This is a genomic window from Nostoc sp. UHCC 0302 (assembly GCF_038096175.1).
Taxonomy (GTDB): domain Bacteria; phylum Cyanobacteriota; class Cyanobacteriia; order Cyanobacteriales; family Nostocaceae; genus UHCC-0302.
Map to the genome: position 1 here is coordinate 145,170 of NZ_CP151099.1, position 18,102 is coordinate 163,271.

Annotated in this window: 13 protein-coding genes; 6 read left to right on the forward strand and 7 right to left on the reverse strand. The window is 42.0% G+C overall.

Translation table 11 applies throughout. The features are described 5' to 3' along the window. The first annotated feature begins 159 nt into the window (after positions 1 to 159). A complete protein-coding gene (locus WKK05_RS00645) occupies positions 160 to 2,238 on the forward strand; it encodes a TonB-dependent receptor (RefSeq protein WP_341527899.1) in 2,079 nt (692 codons plus the stop codon). Positions 2,239 to 2,307: 69 nt separating this feature from the next. Beyond that, positions 2,308 to 2,604 carry a hypothetical protein gene (locus WKK05_RS00650; protein ID WP_341530984.1) on the forward strand — a complete coding sequence of 99 codons (297 nt, stop codon included), beginning with the start codon at positions 2,308 to 2,310 and terminating at the stop codon, positions 2,602 to 2,604. Positions 2,605 to 2,876: 272 nt separating this feature from the next. Here WKK05_RS00650 and WKK05_RS00655 read toward each other — a convergent pair whose 3' ends face one another. The 3 genes from WKK05_RS00655 to WKK05_RS00665 are packed head-to-tail and all read right to left on the reverse strand — an operon-like array spanning position 2,877 to position 4,539. Continuing rightward, positions 2,877 to 3,011 carry a hypothetical protein gene (locus WKK05_RS00655; RefSeq protein WP_341527900.1) on the reverse strand — a complete coding sequence of 45 codons (135 nt, stop codon included), beginning with the start codon at positions 3,009 to 3,011 and terminating at the stop codon, positions 2,877 to 2,879. Positions 3,012 to 3,062: 51 nt separating this feature from the next. Further along, positions 3,063 to 3,941 carry a tRNA pseudouridine(55) synthase TruB gene (truB, locus tag WKK05_RS00660; protein WP_341527901.1) on the reverse strand — a complete coding sequence of 293 codons (879 nt, stop codon included), beginning with the start codon at positions 3,939 to 3,941 and terminating at the stop codon, positions 3,063 to 3,065. A 40-nt stretch (positions 3,942 to 3,981) separates the two neighbouring features. Then, positions 3,982 to 4,539 (reverse strand): Uma2 family endonuclease, encoded by a 558-nt coding sequence (locus WKK05_RS00665; protein WP_341527902.1) that lies wholly within the window; start codon positions 4,537 to 4,539, stop codon positions 3,982 to 3,984. Between the two features lie 635 nt (positions 4,540 to 5,174). Here WKK05_RS00665 and WKK05_RS00670 point away from each other — a divergent pair. Further along, on the forward strand, positions 5,175 to 7,286 hold the full coding sequence (locus WKK05_RS00670; protein ID WP_341527903.1) for a TIGR00300 family protein: 2,112 nt from the start codon (positions 5,175 to 5,177) through the stop codon (positions 7,284 to 7,286). A gap of 40 nt (positions 7,287 to 7,326) precedes the next feature. After that, complete coding sequence (locus WKK05_RS00675; RefSeq protein ID WP_341527904.1) at positions 7,327 to 7,839, forward strand: DUF2085 domain-containing protein; 513 nt, start codon at positions 7,327 to 7,329, stop codon at positions 7,837 to 7,839. Positions 7,840 to 7,895: 56 nt separating this feature from the next. Here the strand turns inward: WKK05_RS00675 and WKK05_RS00680 are convergent, their stop codons facing one another. Both WKK05_RS00680 and WKK05_RS00685 read right to left on the reverse strand, forming a co-directional pair. After that, a complete protein-coding gene (locus WKK05_RS00680; protein WP_341527905.1) occupies positions 7,896 to 8,786 on the reverse strand; it encodes a pentapeptide repeat-containing protein in 891 nt (296 codons plus the stop codon). A 365-nt stretch (positions 8,787 to 9,151) separates the two neighbouring features. After that, on the reverse strand, positions 9,152 to 10,987 hold the full coding sequence (locus tag WKK05_RS00685; protein WP_341527906.1) for an N-acetylmuramoyl-L-alanine amidase: 1,836 nt from the start codon (positions 10,985 to 10,987) through the stop codon (positions 9,152 to 9,154). Between the two features lie 85 nt (positions 10,988 to 11,072). Here WKK05_RS00685 and WKK05_RS00690 point away from each other — a divergent pair, with 85 nt between their 5' ends. Continuing rightward, positions 11,073 to 12,710, forward strand: coding sequence for a CTP synthase (locus WKK05_RS00690; protein WP_341527907.1), 1,638 nt, complete (start codon positions 11,073 to 11,075; stop codon positions 12,708 to 12,710). 120 nt (positions 12,711 to 12,830) lie between these two features. Beyond that, complete coding sequence (locus WKK05_RS00695; RefSeq protein ID WP_341527908.1) at positions 12,831 to 13,253, forward strand: hypothetical protein; 423 nt, start codon at positions 12,831 to 12,833, stop codon at positions 13,251 to 13,253. Between the two features lie 638 nt (positions 13,254 to 13,891). On the opposite strand, the gene WKK05_RS00700 is transcribed toward WKK05_RS00695, so the two are convergent. Next, positions 13,892 to 14,467 carry a class I SAM-dependent methyltransferase gene (locus WKK05_RS00700; protein ID WP_341527909.1) on the reverse strand — a complete coding sequence of 192 codons (576 nt, stop codon included), beginning with the start codon at positions 14,465 to 14,467 and terminating at the stop codon, positions 13,892 to 13,894. Between the two features lie 723 nt (positions 14,468 to 15,190). Further along, entirely contained in the window at positions 15,191 to 17,941 is a 2,751-nt protein-coding gene (locus WKK05_RS00705) for a CBS domain-containing protein (RefSeq protein ID WP_341527910.1), read from the reverse strand. Positions 17,942 to 18,102: the final 161 nt, after the last annotated feature.

Here is an 18,102-nt window from a genome sequence, read left to right on the forward strand (position 1 = left end):
CCGCAACCAAATTAATTTTCACAGAGCAGTTATCTGCTTTACATGAGTAAGAGTCTCATCTGAATCTATGGAAATATGACAGCTTGTCTTTTGACACAATTTTATAATTGCAGCAACAATACCACCTAGTGACTGTTTTGACCGGGTGTGAGTGAAATCGTGAAAAAGTATTTTTTATTGCTGCCAATTGCTTTACCAACTTTACTAATAGCATTTCCTGCTTTTGCTGATGATATTGAAATTAAGCAGAAAAACATTGATAACTCAACCACAGCAACTTTAAATATTCCTAGTCTTAGTGAAATTCAGTTACCTACTACTAATGCTGAATTATTAACTCAAAAATCTGCACCTGATGAACAGCCAGAAGCAGAGCCAACTTCTAGCGATGATGTAGATATTTCTATAGAAGCGATCGGAGAAAAAGATAGTCTCCCTCAGTCTACACCGACTTATGTAATTGAAAAAGAAGAAATTCAAAAACAGGGTGCTAATAGCCTAGCTGATATTTTAAAAAAAATGCCTGGGTTTGCTATTAATGATGCAGGTCATGGTGCAGATATTCACACAGGTACATATTACAGGGGAGCTTCAATTAATCAGTCTGTATTTCTGATTAATGGCAGACCAATTAATAATAATGTCAATACTTATCATGGTGGAACTGATTTAAATAGCATTCCTATAGAGGCTATTGAACGAGTGGAATTATATAGCGGTACAGCCTCCGCTTTATATGGTTCTTCAGCCTTTGGAGGAGTTGTTAATATTATTACCAAGCAAGGTTATGGAAAACCTCAATTAACTGGTAGTGTGGAATTTGGCTCGTTGAATTTAAATAATCAACAAGTTACCTATGGAGGTTCATCGGGTGCTGTTAAGTATAACTTTAGCTTTGAAAGGTTCTTTACAGATAACCGTTATCGTGTGCCTGTAGGTGCGGCAAATCGCGATTCTGAAGGGTTTTTGTCGAATGCAGACACAGCTACAAGCACTTACTTTGGAAGTATTGCCGCGGATTTAGATAATAAAAACTCTTTAAATTTAGATGTTACTGCGCTTAGTAGTCGTCGTGGTTTAATTTATTTTGGGTTTCCTCTCCAGCAAGACCGATTAGACCACGATGGTTTGAACATTGGTTTATCTTGGAAAACTCGCCTGGGTAATGGAGAAAGTTCCAATTTGACAACCTCACTTGGTTATAACCGAGATTATTTCAGCACCTATGACCCTACAGGAAATTTTTACCGTACAGGTTCTTTAGATTCAGAACAACTGACAGCTAGAGTTGATAATGAATGGCAAGTTACTGCTAATAATAAATTACGTTGGGGATTAGATTTAAAAAACAGCGATATCAACGGTGATGTTTTGAGTACCAATCCAGAAAGGATTGCTGAAAACGAAACTGAAAATAAGAGTGTATTAAATACAGCTTTATTCGCTGTCAATACTTGGAATATTACTGATAATTTTCTTGTAGATTTAGGGTTAAGACAAAGCTTTGATGGTCAGTTTGGCAGTTATTTTAACCCAAGTGTTGGATTTCGTTATGCCGTCACACCAAAAGTTGCTGTGCGTGGAAGTTGGGCGGGGGGACAACGCAATCCTGGGTTGGATCAATTGTATGTTTATGATACGGTTCATGGTTGGGAACCAAACCCTGATTTAAAACCAGAAAATGGCTCAACTTGGACTGCGGGAGTAGATATCAATTTTACTGATAATTTGATTGGACAGTTTACTTACTTCGGCAGTAGTATCGATGACCGCCTGGGAGTAATCGCAGGAAGATGGGAAAACATTGGATTAGTAGATACCAATGGTTTAGAAGCCGCATTGCAATTTAAAATTGCTTCTGGCTGGTCAACTTTCCTTAACTATACTTATACAGATGCCCAAATAAAAACAGGTTCGGAGGAAGGTTTACAGTTAGGTTTGATTCCTTACTCTGTACTTCAAACTGGGGTAGGTTATGAAAATTCAGGATGGCAGGCTAATTTGTATGTTACCTATAACAGTGGTTCCCGCAGAGCGTTCTTTAATAATCCTGGTGATAAGACTACAGATTTTTCTCCATCTTTCGTAAATTTAGATTTCAGCGGTCGGATACCTGTGACCAGCAATATAGGACTGACGGTTTACTTAGAGAATTTACTAGACGAGCAATACGAACGAGTTAATCGGATTTATAGCCCAGGATTTACCTTCCGTCTGGGTTTAAGCGCAACTTTGTAACCATTGTGATAGAGACGTTGCACGGCAACGTCTCTACAATCCATGCCCGAATCAATTAAAATGGCTGATATGAGAGCCAGAATTGAAAATCAAGTACTATTTCTGTGCCACGAGGATTTACCAGAGTTTAAAAAGGGTGGTTCTGTGGTCAGAAATTCTTATTTCTGGGCGCTGCGTTCAATTGCTGGTCGAGCTTCGCGTTATCGTGATTGGGAATATGAGCCGGAAGTTTGGCCAGCACTTTCGCGGATGCTTTTGTCGTTTGCTGAGTCTGGATATTTGGGTTATCGAGAAACCTTGCTGGAATTTCCTCAATCTCAAGAACAAATTCCTGAAGCGCTGCGAAATGCATCTACTTGGGAATAAGTTCTACCAATTCGCAATTAAGAAGCTTTAAATTTTACCTGGGTTTCCGGCTTTGCATCTGTCGCTTGATGAGAGGAAAATTGGTACTGTATCAAATCAGGTAGCATCTGAATGATTAAAAAACCGCAGAGACGCTGAGGGCGCAGAGGAAGAGGAAGAGAAATAATTCCGATAGAAACAGATTTGATATTAATCGTAGTTATAAATGTTGAAGCTGTTGTTAGAACAGCTTGTGTTGTTATAAGAAAAACAAAAGCTGTTGTTAAAACAACTTAAGCTGTTGTTAGAAACGCAGTTTTTGTTTGGCTGATAATTTCATCCATTGTAGTAAACCACGACAGTTTTAACGCAATACCAGTTTGAAAAAAGAATGTCACAAATAGACCATCTGTAGAGACGCGATTCATCGCGTCTTCATCCAAGGATATGTTGCAATCATTCGTCGAACTTATGTTATTTCACGAAATTGGTTCAAACACCATTTGAGGAATCAATACTTCGTCTTGTAATTGTCCAATACCTAAAAAGCGAGTCTCTTCTTCATAAACTCGCACTATTCCAGAGATATTGAGATTTAGAGAAACTCGCTGACCTTGACACCATTTTTGTGCAGGTGTTGCTGATAAAGTGACAGATGGCAAATGTTGCAAGGCGGCGTCAGGTGCAACAGGTTGAAATGTTCCAGCTTGCGTTTGTGTTTCTAAGTCAGTCAAGGTGAGACTGTTTGCTAAATGGAAACCGCTACTTTCAGTACGTATCAAAGCGGCGAGTGTGCCACTAGTTCCTAAAACCGTACCTAAGTCACGAGCGATCGCTCTTATATATGTACCAGATCCGCAGGCGATCGCCACATCTAATTCGGGAAAATCTCCTTCCCGCCAATCTAAAATTTCTATATTAAAAATTTCTACTGTCCGCACTGGAACTTCCACTGCTTCACCTTTGCGTGCTAAATCATAAAGACGCTTTCCGTCCACTTGAATTGCACTGTAAATTGGTGGAATTTGCTCAATCTTCCCTTCAAATTGTGCCAGTGCTGTTTTAACCTCTGCCAAAGTTAAATGAGTACAAGGTTGTGAAGAGATAATCTCACCTTGTAAATCATCGGTTGTAGTCCGCACACCAAGACGGATAGTGGCTTTATAAGCTTTTTCCCCTGGTAAATATTGTAATAGTCTTGTGGCTTTACCAAGTGCGATGGGTAACACTCCAGTAGCTGCGGGGTCTAAAGTTCCCGCGTGTCCCACACGTTTGAAGCGTAATAATTTTCGCACCCGCGCTACACAGTCGTGGGAAGTCCAGCCAAATGGTTTGTTTAAGTTAAGAAAACCTTGCACAGTAGAATTTCATAGAGGTAAGATTCAAAGTTTAAAACCTTTAGGGAATTCCTGCTTGTTGAAAAATTTGTTCGGCTGTAATTTGCAACCCTTCCAACAAAGAATCTTCTAAAATATCTGCACTAAATTTTGTCTGAGGACGCGCATCAGGATAGAAAATAGTTACTGTTTTAGCTTTTGCATCCACAACCCAAACCCTAAGTACACCTGCATCTAAATAATCTGTTGCTTTTGCACTCATTTGTCCAAAAGTTTGGTCAGGAGAGATAATTTCAATCACCAAGTCCGGGGGTACAGGACAAGCTTCATTTTCTATTACCTCACTAGGAAGACGAGAGTAGGAAACATAAAGTAAATCTGGTACTGGAACCCAATCTCTACCGTTACGCTTTAAAGTAACTGCCCATTCAATACCAACTTCACCGCGATTTTGCAATCCTTGGCTTAGAAGTGTGTAAATTGTACCTGTGAGCCTGGAATGATATCTTTTTGGAGCCATTTTTGGTTTTGCTTCACCATCTACTAACTCGTAGGTAATATCTTCCTCTGGTAGTGCGAGGAATTCTTGTAGTGTAAGTTGAGATTTGACTGAAACCATAAAATATTGTCACTTACTAACTGAACTGTATTGCATTCATCTTGCCTCACAATAATTTTTGCATAACTGTTTTGTCCTTAAAGATATAGGAGATTGAGCAAATCTTGCATCAAACGACTATAAGTCACAGCTATAGTTTCCTATGGTCTGTTATTGCGTCAGCGTAACGCACCCTTCTCCTATCGGAAAAGTATACTAAAAACCCCTTTTCAAACCTCTCCCCGAAAGGGGGAAAGGCTTTGAAACATTAAATTCTCATCACTTTAATCCTAGACTTGTTACTGAACCAAACCTCTTCCCGAAACGAAGAGAGGCTTTGAAACTCCCATTTCCTTGTAGGGAAGGGGGGCTAGGGGGGTTAGGTTTAGGAGATTTTGTGTTAGCAGTAATACTTTTAAAACATCCTCTTAGAAGTTTGGAGAGGAGTTTTTAACCTCATTAAATATAAAAGGCTTTGAGGTTCGTAGTGTGGTATTATATATTCCTCGACTTGTCTATTCGAGTAATAAAAAGAAACGCGAAGCATTTGTAACGCCTGCAACTATCCAAAGGTAGAGCTTTAGTAGCAGATTTGACATAATAATTGGAAAGACAAAAATCTGTAACCGTAGCATTGAAACGTCTATAAAATTTTTATGACTTCCCTGATTCGTTTTTTGATGTGTCCGCCTGACCACTACGATGTAGACTATGTGATTAATCCCTGGATGGAAGGAAATATTCACAAGTCATCGCGCGATCGCGCCGTGGAACAATGGCAAGGACTATACCATATTCTCAAACAACACGCCATTGTAGATTTAGTAACACCCCAAAAAGGTTGGCCTGACTTAGTTTTTACAGCTAACGCCGGGTTAGTACTGGGGGATAATGTCGTTCTCAGTCGCTTTTTACACAAAGAGCGTCAAGGAGAAGAACCTTACTTTGACGAATGGTTTGAGGCTAATGGTTATACAGTACATAAACTTCCTAAAGACTTGCCTTTTGAGGGAGCAGGGGACGCACTGCTAGACCGAGAAGGACGTTGGTTATGGGCGGGATACGGTTTCCGCTCAGAATTAGATTCTCACCCCTATCTAGCGAAATGGCTGGATATAGAAGTGCTGTCTTTGCGACTGATAGATGAGCGTTTCTATCACTTGGATACTTGCTTCTGTCCGCTAGCAAATGGCTATTTACTGTACTATCCTGGTGCTTTTGATTCCTACTCCAACCGCTTAATTGAAATGCGCGTTGCAGCAGAAAAGCGAATTGCAATTGAAGAAGCTGATGCAGTTAACTTCGCTTGTAATGCGGTGAATGTGGATAGCATCGTCATTATGAACAAGGCGAGTGATGCTTTGAAAGCACGCCTTGCAGATGCAGGTTTTCAAGTACTGGAAACACAGCTTACAGAATTTCTCAAAGCTGGTGGTGCGGCTAAATGCTTAACCTTGCGGGTGACGGAACCAGTTAGAGATGAAATTCATGCCAATGTCTCGGTAGAAAGCCGCGTCATTCGTATGGAAGGGCATTTGCTAGATGCAGGTTTAATTAACCGCGCCTTGGATTTGATTGTGGATGCTGGCGGAAGTTTCCAAGTTCTGAATTTCAACTTGGGAGAACAGCGCCAAAGTACCTCAGCCGCCGAGGTGAAGGTATCAGCACCATCCCATGAAGTGATGGAAGAAATCATCTCCCGGTTGATTGATTTAGGTGCAGTTGATTTACCGCAAGATGAGCGGGATGCCAAACTAGAGCCAGTTATCCAAGATGGTGTAGCTCCTGATGATTTCTACGTCAGTACTATTTATCCCACAGAAGTGCGGATTAAGGGTCAGTGGGTAAAGGTAGAAAATCAACGGATGGATGGTGCGATCGCCATTACCCAAACACCTAATGGTATAGTAGCTAGGTGTAAAATCTTACGCGAAGTCAAAGTAGGCGACCAAGTAGTTGTAGACGTACTGGGTATCCGCACTATCCGCAAAACTGAATCACGGGAACTTCGCAATACCCAAGAATTCAGCTTTATGTCGGCAGGAGTTTCCAGCGAACGACGGGTAGAATTAATTGTCGAACAAGTAGCTTGGGAATTGCGTAAAATTCGAGATGCAGGCGGTAAAGTTGTTGTCACAGCTGGGCCTGTAGTTATTCACACTGGTGGCGGCGAACACTTGGCGCGGCTGATTCGGGAAGATTACGTGCAAGCGCTGTTGGGTGGGAATGCGATCGCTGTCCACGACATCGAGCAAAATATGATGGGGACTTCCCTCGGTGTGGACATGAAACGCGGCGTTGCTGTTCATGGAGGACATCGCCATCACCTGAAGGTGATTAATACAATTCGTCGTCATGGCAGCATTGCTAAAGCAGTTGAGGCGGGGATAATTAAGAGTGGCGTCATGTATGAGTGCGTCCATAATCATGTGCCTTTCGTGCTGGCTGGCTCGATTCGCGATGATGGGCCTTTACCTGATACCCAAATGGATTTGATTAAGGCACAAGAAGAATATGCTAAACACCTCGAAGGTGCGGAGATGATTTTGATGCTGTCATCAATGCTGCACTCGATTGGGGTGGGGAATATGACTCCTGCGGGTGTAAAAATGGTCTGTGTGGATATTAATCCAGCTGTGGTGACTAAATTAAGCGATCGCGGTTCGATAGAATCGGTAGGTGTGGTTACAGATGTCGGATTGTTTTTGAGTCTACTAATACAGCAGTTGGATAAGTTGACGAGTCCTTATGTTGCTAAGGTAGGTTAAGAAAGTTTCGCGCAAAGGCGCAAAGGCGCAGAGGAAGAGAATGACGGGAGTTGCTATTAGAAAAGAGTTGCAAGTTAATTGGGTCAGTTGGATTGCTGATTTTCTGCTGGTGGGAATGGTTTTTGGCCCGCCTATTGCTCCTTTTCTGGCTGCGTCTGGTGTGTCTTTGCTTGGCGGTATTGCGGACATTATTTATTTCATGGGTAATCATGTATGTCCGCAACCTACTTTGGGATTAGATTTAGCTCCGCCGTTTGTTATGGCTGTGTGTATGCGCTGCTACGGCACTGTTACGGGTTTACTGATTACTCGTCTACTGTATGGCGTAACTGGTGGTAAAGGTTTTTACTGGTTGAACCAGTATGGTTTAGGTGGTGCAGCCCTGACTAGTGTGCTAATGATGGCTTATCCTTTAGAATTGGCAGCACAGGTTTTTGGTTGGTGGAATTTTAATAATTACGTAGTTACGCCGTTTGGGTTGATTACGGGTTTGGCATGGGGATTATTTACGATGCCAATTTTGCACGATTGGCAGCGAAGAACCAATTCATAAAGAGTTTGGTGCATTAGACCAAGCAAATGCACCCCATAAATTCAATTTTGAGAATTTTATTTAGGAGATTTGGCATCATCTGGCAAAATAGCCCCTGCCAAGTCTGCATAATCTATGTTGGCATCAGATAAGTTAGTACCAGTCAAATCAGCACCACGCAGGTTAGCAGATTTTAAATTTGCGCCTTTGAGGTTAGCACCACGCAAGTTAGCTCCTTGCAAGTCGAATCCTCCACAACTAGTACTAAAACCACGCAGGTCTGCACCGCTGAGATTGGCACCGTTGAGACGAGGACAACCACGAGCGCCTCTCAGATTAGCACCTGTCAAATCACCCCGTTCTAAGTTTGCTGAACCCAAGTCAACGCCAACTAGATAACATTTTGAGCATTTCTTCGTTTTTGTTAAAGTTTCAAGATTCTTACTAGCATCATCAGGTGAACTATTAGTTGTATTTGTAGAAACTAATGGTGCAGAAGTTCTTTCAGGTTGCTTTGCAACAGATGAAGTTGCAGGTGAAGAGGCAATTGGTTTAACCTCTGGCACACCTGATGCTTTAAATCTTATTTGTCTAGTTGTGGTTTGTTCATTTTCTAAGTTAATTGTGAAGTTTTGAGTCGGGTAATTTTCTTTACTTAGAATAAGGTCAACATCACCTTTACTAGGAATTTGAACTTTAGCATAACCAGCATTATTAGTCCATTGAATTTCAGGCGCACCTTGAGAAATGAACTGAATTCTTACTCCGTCTAAAGGTTCTCCTGTTTCTTTTAGTGTAATAAGTTGAACCACTGCTTTTGGAACTACACAAGTTTCTGCTTTTAGCCCGACAGAACACCTAAATTCTGGAACTGTTACTACAGTAGCGATAGCTCCAGCAATAGCAATTGGAGTTCCTAAAACAAAACCCCATTTAGTAAAATTAAACTTCTTTTTGTTTTGGGCCATGTTATGTTATTGCCTTTAGTTACAGTTTGACAATCTAAGAGTAATCAGCTTTAGTTACAAGGCTGAGTATCGGTTTTCCCGATACTTAACCGTCAAAACTAGTGAGCTTGATGTTCTTGAGTTAGCCTTGACCTTTAAATGATTTTACTGAGAAGGCTTTTAATTTAAAAGTTTATTTTGTAGTATACAGTAATACTAAAACATTCGTGAAAAACAAGATTCCCGGCTTATTTAAATAAGTTGGGAATCTTGTTTTTATCTTTTCAGAAATAAAATAGGATTGCTATATGAACTGAATATTTTACTATTCAGACCAACTTTTAGCGGCTAGGTAAATCAAGTCATAGAAAATGCTTTAAAGTATTCTATTTTACACTTTTAAACCATTCAGTAATACCCTGAGCGATCGCTTTTGCAATTTTCTTTTGTTCTTCGGGGTTAACTACCTGTTCAAATTCATCAGGATTGCTCATAAAACCTAATTCCAGCAACACCGATGGCGCATCTGCTGGACGTGTCAGCGCTAAATTATCCCAAAATACACCATAAGAAGGTCTGCCGATTTTTTTAACGACATAGTTCTGTAAAAACACCGCTAAACCATGTGCTTGGGGCTGATACCAAAAAGCAGCAAATCCCTTGGTTTTTTCAGCATCACCATCATCAGGTAAAGAGTTATGATGAATCGAAAGAGCGATCGCAGGTTGTTCTCTACTAATAATTTTTTGACGTTCTACTAAAGAAACCTCTTTATCATCCTCTCTCGTCATCACCACAGTTGCGCCTCGCTTCACCAACTCGTCACGCAGTGACTTAGATACTACCAAATTCACATCTTTTTCTAAGTATCCAGTTGGGCCGCTAGCACCAGATTCTTTACCGCCATGCCCTGGATCAAGTAAAATCTTGATACCAGCTAAAGGCTTGTGTTTGTTGTGGCTAATTGTCGGCGGATGACGCAAAGCTAAAACCAGGGACGTACCGTTGTATCTCAGCTTATATCCCCACTGTTGAGCTTTTTTGAGGTTAAAGGTGTATTGCACCTGACCAGGGGCTACTTGCTGCCAATCTAGGCGAGAAATTAGGGGGTTATCATCTAGACGAATAATGTCTGTTTGGGCAGTAGTATTGTAGAGAGTCAGGATAAAATTGTTACTGCCTTGTTGCACACTTACAGGTACGGGAACCTGCAAAGGAAAAACTATCTCCGTTGCACCAGGAACTTGACGATATCCAACACTACGAATTACAGTCTGTGGTGGAATCGCACCTGGAAGAATGCGAGTCTCCTTGCTATTAATCCAAGCGCCATAGTCTAGGCGCAACCACTCACCTTCCCTACCTGTAACTGTGGCGCGTGTTCCTTGAGGTAGTGGTGTCAGTCGAGAATTATCGGTACTTGCGCCAGTGCGAGCCACACCTGACTCTGCTATCACCTCAGCAACTGGCAACTGTGCGGGCGAGAGGATTTCTATTTTACCAGATCCTAATTGAGTTATATTCTTGCCGTTGAGTGTTAGTTGAAATTCTGGTTTACCCAAATCTACAGTTTTACCGGAATTCGGAACAACAGCACCGGAAATGATATTGTTACCGTAAATTAGAGAACTCTCAATTGGGGAACCAAGCTGTTGAATTGTAGTGCAACCTTCGTACTTGACTGCGATAGACTGGGCAGTAGTAGGCTGATTTCGTCCTGTGAGAGCTGCCAAATTACTTGGCAGTTGCGCCTGTTGGGGTTGAGCCGAAAGGACAACAGTTTGATTAGCCAGGGTGACGGAAACACTGGCGTTAGGGGGTGCTAACGCGCTAAAGCAAATTAGTTCCCCCGGTAGTCTGGCAATGTCAGCAGCGGGAGTGAGAGAATCTTTGGCAAAGGCTAACCCCTGGGGTAGTTCAGGCTGGGTGGCAAGCCTTGTTACCTTAATCTGAAGTTCTTGATTGCGGTTACGCACACTAAAAACATTCTCTCCCAACTGTAAAGGGAAGCTTGGAGCAAAATGACCAGCCTTGCTGCGGTTAATTGGCTTACCATTGATTAAAACTTGCCCATCGGGTGGTGCAGTACCAAGAAAGAAGATGTTTTCCGCACTGGTTTGGTAATTAGTTCCGGGAAAAACTACTAAAAGAGATGGCTTTGCCAATGCTACGGAGGAAGTGACAATACAGCCTAATATTACTAATCCTAAAAGGTTTTTCACAGCAGAATCACAGAAGATTTCACCACAGTTACTGTGGCACAATGACGGGATGTATTTTTAGAAGTTGCTAGAAATTCAAAGTACTATGACTAAGTTTATCTTTGTAACTGGAGGTGTAGTTTCCAGTATTGGCAAAGGCATTGTAGCAGCAAGTCTAGGGCGTTTGCTCAAGTCGCGAAATTATTCGGTGTCGATTCTTAAACTCGACCCTTATATCAACATCGATCCTGGTACGATGAGTCCCTTTCAGCATGGGGAAGTATTCGTAACCCAGGATGGTGCGGAGACAGATTTGGACTTGGGACATTACGAACGCTTCACTGATACCTCAATGTCGCGCTTAAATAGTGTTACTACTGGTTCAATTTATCAAGCAGTAATTAACAAAGAACGACGTGGTGACTATAACGGCGGCACAGTGCAAGTCATTCCCCACATCACCAACGAAATTAAAGACCGCATTCTGCGAGTTGCCAAAAGCACCAATCCATCTGTAGTGATTACAGAAATCGGCGGTACAGTGGGAGATATTGAGTCACTACCGTTTTTGGAAGCAATTCGCCAGTTTCGTAAAGAAGTGGGACGGCAGAATGTCTTGTATATGCACGTCACGCTAGTTCCGTGGATTGCTTCTGCCGGTGAGATGAAAACTAAGCCAACACAGCATTCAGTTAAGGAACTGAGATCCATTGGCATTCAACCAGATATTTTAGTTTGTCGGAGCGATCGCCCGCTACCCAAGGGATTAAAGCAGAAATTATCAGGATTTTGCGATGTCCCGGAAGAATGCGTCATCACTTCTCAAGATGCCAAAAGTATCTATGAAGTACCGCTGAATCTAGAACGGGAAGGAATGGCAGAACAAGTCCTGAACTTGCTGCAAATGGAACAACGCCAACCAGATTTAACCCAGTGGCAAACCTTAGTAAAACGGTTACATAGTCCTCAGCATGAGGTAGAAATTGCCATTGTCGGTAAATATGTGCAGTTAAGTGATGCATATCTATCTGTAGTGGAAGCGCTAAACCATGCAGCAATTTCCACTTATGGCAAGCTGCGGTTGCGTTGGGTGAACTCCGAACTGTTGGAAACTGAACCAGCTGAAATTCATCTTCAGGGTGTGGATGGCATTGTAGTACCAGGAGGTTTTGGACTCCGGGGAGTAGATGGCAAAATAGCTGCAATTAAATATGCCCGTGATCGCCAAATTCCCTTCTTAGGCTTATGCTTAGGAATGCAATGTTCTGTCATCGAATGGGCTAGGCATATAGGGGGACTAAGAAATGCCAACAGTGCCGAATTTGACCCCCATACAACCGATCCGGTAATTAACTTGTTGCCAGAACAGCAAGATGTCGTTGATTTAGGCGGTACAATGCGCTTAGGGCTATACCCCTGTCGTATTCTCCCCGATACTCTAGCTTTCAAACTCTACCAAGAAGATGTGATTTATGAACGGCATCGGCATCGGTATGAGTTCAACAATGCTTACCGCGATTTATTGTTGAAGTCTGGTTATGTGATTAGTGGAACTTCTCCTGATGGACGCTTAGTCGAAATTGTGGAATTACCCAAGCACCCATTCTTTATTGCTTGCCAATTTCACCCAGAATTTCAATCGCGTCCGAGTAACCCTCATCCTTTATTTAAAGGGTTTATTCAAGCCGCCATCTCACTTTTTTTGACGACCTCTAGTACACCAACACCATTAGAAGTATCATAAAAATTCAAAATTAGTTTTTTTGAATTTTGAATAGACGTGCAGCAACATTGACTTAGGACTTGAGCAGATTTTGACATACAGGGTGACATCATTCATAAATTTTGGACTTGAGGAGATGTTGTGACGTACTGGGTGAAAATCCTTTACGAGAGGAAAGAATATGTAGTAAATTTGGAGCGCGTTCATGCTTTTTGTTATGAAGGGAACGGCAGGGTAACTTTTTGGTTGCCCGATAGTGCTATCCCAATAGTTATTAATCCGCAAAGTAACTTAGAAGACTACCAGAAAGTTCTTGACTATCTAGGATGCGTTACAGGCTTGGAATTAGATCATGCTTATTGGGTGAAAATAGTTTATGAGAAAAATGAATATTTAATCAATCTCACCTGCATCAATTCTTTTTGTCAGGAACCAAATGGCAGAATAACATTTTGGTTGCCAGATGGTACTATTCCCATCATCATCAATCCTGTGAGTAATCCCGAATCATATCAGAAAGTTGTGCAATTCGTTGAGAAAGCAACAGGATATTCCTTATCATGAAATTCCTATTTATTATGAATGTATAGCAGGAGACATAGTTGATAACAGAATATTCTGCAAAGATAAATATATTTATATAGCAATCTTATAAATAGCGAGCATCCCAATTTGGAAAATATAGGGAAGAGAATAGCAATCTCAGGAGTTGACTCCGAACATACTTTTCTTTGGTATAAATGAAAATCGCCAAGCTCATATTCCTGGCTTATTAGAGAAGTCGGGTATCTTGTTGTTTACAAATGATTTAGGATTGCTACAGTGTCCGGTGTACACGTTCTATTTTGGACAGTCTACTACGCTACAAACCCCATTCTGACGTTGATAGTCGCGCCACTCAAGAGTTATTGTGAAGAGTTATCAATTGCTAAATACGTCCATCTTGGCCCAATGCCAAATTAGGGATATTGTCGCCACTGCTGCCAAAAAAGCATCGAGGGTCAAGTTAACCCTCGATGGTTATCACAACCAACTTTTCAAATATCTTCTAAGAAGTGCGATCGCCTCATGCCCGTGTGGTTGGCGAAAACTCTGTAACTATTCTTTTAACTACATCCCACTAACCTTACTCATCCATTATTTTCTCCCATTTATGCTGACAATAGCCGCAAAAACCATCAAAACACTGTTCTGACAGTTGTTCATGAAGCGATCGCCAATGCACAAAAATCGCGATCCGTCTCCACTATGCACGCTTGAGTGAAACCAGCAGTCGTAAGTATCTGAGTCAATCCAGTACTTGATTGCCCTGAGTAAGAAGTAAAACCAAGTGCTATTCGACTACCAACCTTCATAACTCGCCGCACTTCCCGCAGCCCAACTACGGCATCTGGCCAGACTTGCATAGAGTTAACCGCCAGCACTTTATCGAATTTGTTGTCTTCAAAGGGCAAACTTTCCACCGAACCTCGCCGTAAATCAACCAGACCCATCTCAATCTCCGCCATGTTTCTAGCTGTAGCTTGCTCAACCATTTCTTGAGAGTAATCGATGCCTGCGATATATCCTGTTGATGCTAAAGAGGATAAACGCTGAATACCCACTCCTGAGCCGAATCCAACTTCCAACACTTGGTCATTCGGCTGAATATCGAGTAGGTCGATCACCGAATAGGTAAACGCTTGGTTCATGGATGCCATAATTATGCCACCCAACCTACCTAGCATACCCTTCGGGCTACCAAACATCTGCATGAATATACTGTCTACAATGCTCATCAGTGTTAATCGCCTCCCTACTGTGATGCCTCTATGCTATCTAGTATTGAGTTTTTAACACATTGTCATTCTGCCTAAAACTACAAACACAACCACAGTCACAAACATTACAAAAGTTACTACGGATTTATAACTAAGTAAAAAGGAACCAATAAGTTTGTATATTTCTTGTCATGCTTAAACTTTGAAACCATTTCAGCTTTTATAGGATCGTATGGGGAGCAAAAGCCCAAATCCTGTAAAGAAATAGCTAATACCAGAGAAAGCTGCTATTCCTATCCCTATTGCAATATTTGCACGGATATCATCCCAGTCAATATTTTTTAACATCTAGTTATTATTTAATTACAAGTATATTTAATCACATACATATTCCTTTGTCTACTGTCTTAGACATTGAACCACCCTCCTGGAGTAATCGCCAAAACGCACACTATGACAAACCCCGAAAACCTTAGTGATCGCCGAAGTGGGGAAATTGTTCATTAAGGCTGTAATTGGATTACAGTAATAGTTTCAGCAATGTATATCTGGGGTGATATTTTGTCAATTTGAGCGCGTAACCGCCTCAAACCATAATTTGTCGTCACCAGTAGGTTGAGCGTTTAATAATGCTTATTTAGTTATAGTGGCTGGAACGTTTGTGATACCGTGCAATGATCAGTAATTATGATGTGCTGCTTCCCCGATCGCCTTCAGGAGGCGCTTGCTGTAATAATAAATCTATCCAAATGTAGGATAATTTTGTGCTAAAAATTCTTCAGCCTCAGCCTTATCTTTAATTACTCCATCCAAAGTAGCAGCAAGTAAATTATTTAGTATTTCTCGATACTGCGGCCCAGGTTTGTAACCCAGTTTCTTTAAATCATTACCATTCAATAGGGGTTGCACATTCGCCCACACAGTTAAATATTGCCAAATCTGCCGCCTCAGCGTAGACGCGTAACCGCTTGCTGTTAGACATCGCGGAATTTGCACAGCAATTAAAATCAGCGTATGTAAATCATATTTTCGCAGCAACTGTACTACCTGACTCGGACGTTTAAAAGTAGGTAATAACGTCATAACCTCAGTTTGTACTTCAGCCAAGTTCATCAATCTGTCAATGCTATCCTCCTGCAATTGGAGGTTCTTTGCTACTTTTGCCCGATATGTTGGTGCTAAATGGGCGATTAACGCTTCTAAGCGCATTTGCCAGTGGATAAGAGTTTGCTGGGAGTCAAATCGCCGCAAGCAGCGTTCTAGCAAACGTAATTGCCGCAAAAGTTCCTCATCTAACTTCAGACTAGGATGAATACATTGCAAAGCTCCCAAGTTGTCGAGTAACTGCAAAGCTTGTTTCCAGTAGGGAGCTTCTAGAATATGTTTCAATTCTGTTTTTAGCCTAGTTTGCAGGGCAGGAGTTTTGCTATTTTCTTGAATAGTGCGATCGTAAACGCCGCTGTTAATGGCATAACGAATATACTCTTCTGTTCGCGGTTCAATTTGAAATCCAAAGCGCACCGCAAAGCGCACGCCACGATAAATGCGGGTGGGATCTTCGATAAAGCTGTTAGCGTGTAAAACCCGAATTTGTTGAGCTTGTAAATCTAGTAAGCCGCCGAAAAAATCGAGTAGGGGAACCCTAATACCAGCACGAGGGGAAGTAAGCCGCAACGCCATTGCATTAATGGTAAAATCTCGACGATACAAGTCTTGACGAATCGAACTCGCCTCAACTTCTGGATTCGCTGCTGGATAAGGATAAAATTCTGTTCTAGCCGTGGCAATATCCACCCATAAAGAATCCAATTCTGGGTCTTTGTGCCACAGCAAAGCAGCAGTTTGAAAAGCCCCATGAATTTCTAAACGAGCAGTAGGGTAAAGTTGCTGTAGTGCTTTTGCCAGTTCCACACCAGCACCAACATCTGCTGCTTTGTGAAAGCCATCAACTACGAGATCAATATCTTTAATCATCAAGCTGGTTGCTGCTTTGTCAGCTAACAGTAAGTCTCTCACCGCACCTCCAACAAGATAAAGATGCCAACCTCGTTTTTCAGCCTCTTGGGATGCTTTGATAAGCAATTGCCACAGTTGAGGAGCAAGTTTATTTTCTAATTGGGAAAGATTAATATTACTTTCTCCCCCTCTTCCCCTCTCGCTCTCTTCCCCTCTTTCCTCTTCATCCCTTTCTTGATGTAATTCCCGCAATACATCGGTGCGCGTAACAATGCCGACTAACTGCTCGTTCTCCAATACTGGTAAGCGCCCAATATCGTATGTCACCATCAACGCCTCAATTTGTGGCAGCGTCGTATCTGGTGTAATCGTTTTTAGATTCATTGTCATGTAGCCTTTCACTGGTGCATGACTAAACCCGTGGTGCAAAGCGATATCAATATCCCGACGCGAAATAATCCCTACTAGTTGCCTTTGGGTATCGACTACAGATAAACCAGAGTGTCCATAGCGCAATAAAATGCGTTGTGCTTCCTCAATGGTGGTTTCAGGAAGAATAGTACGGACAGGAGAGGACATCAAATCCCTAGCTGTAGGAGGATGAGGAACAGTGGCTTTTAAGCCGTCTAGGAGTTGTTGTAAGATTGCTGCTGAGTCTACTTTACGGAGATTCAACGATGCTGCTTGCGAATGACCACCACCACCCAGCGGTTGGAATAACAAGTTAAGATTTGTCCTGGGAATTTGCGATCGCCCAATTATTGTTAAGCGTGAGTCACCTTCACCCAAGGGATACTCATTAGCCAACAGTATCGCATCAATTTCGGTTAATTCCACAAGTTGCGAAGCTAGACTGGATAACCCTGGGACAAAACTATCTGTTTCTAAATTAACCCAAGCAATAGTATATCCACGTAGACAAACATATTCTAAGCTTTCCAAAGCTTGAGTTAATAGCTGCTGCAATTGCGGAGACAAACCGGGATCGCGGTATGTGGAAATTACCGTTAAACTGGCTCCTTGCTGCATCAACCAAGCCAATGCTAAAGCATCTCGTGGTGTAGCTTGGTCATACGTCAGCGAGCCAGTGTCAACATGGATACCCAAAGCCATCACTGTTGCTTCGGCAGAAGTGAGGGAAATTTGCTGTTGTTGCAACTGCTCTACGATTAGAGTTGTAGCTGCTCCCACTGAGGAAATATGCGATCGCGTAGCCGGAATATCCTGTGCTTGCCCGATGTGATGGTCATAAACTATGATTTCTTTTATCTGGGGTAAATCTAACCACTCCGCAGCTTTACCCAAGCGATCGCGCTGTTGCGTATCCACCACAGTTAGGGAACGAATTGACTCAGGATTGACCGAACGCCGTTCAATCAGCGGATATTCATCCCGATGCAATGCCAAAAAATCCCGTACAGGAGGATGAGATCCACCAGTTAGGACAATCTTGCTTCCCGGTAGTAGCCGCGTTAGCCCTACCGCTGCTCCTAGAGCATCAAAATCAGCTGTCGTGTGGCAAAGAATTAAGTCCATAATTTAAGAGCCAAGAGTAGAGACGCAATTAGTTGCGTCTGTCAAGATTCGCACTTTAGACTGTTGACTTTAGACTTTAGACTTTTGACTAAAATGTAGCAATTTCTGCTAGCGTAAAAATAAGGAAAAACAGTCGGTGTCGACCCTTTAGGATATTCTAT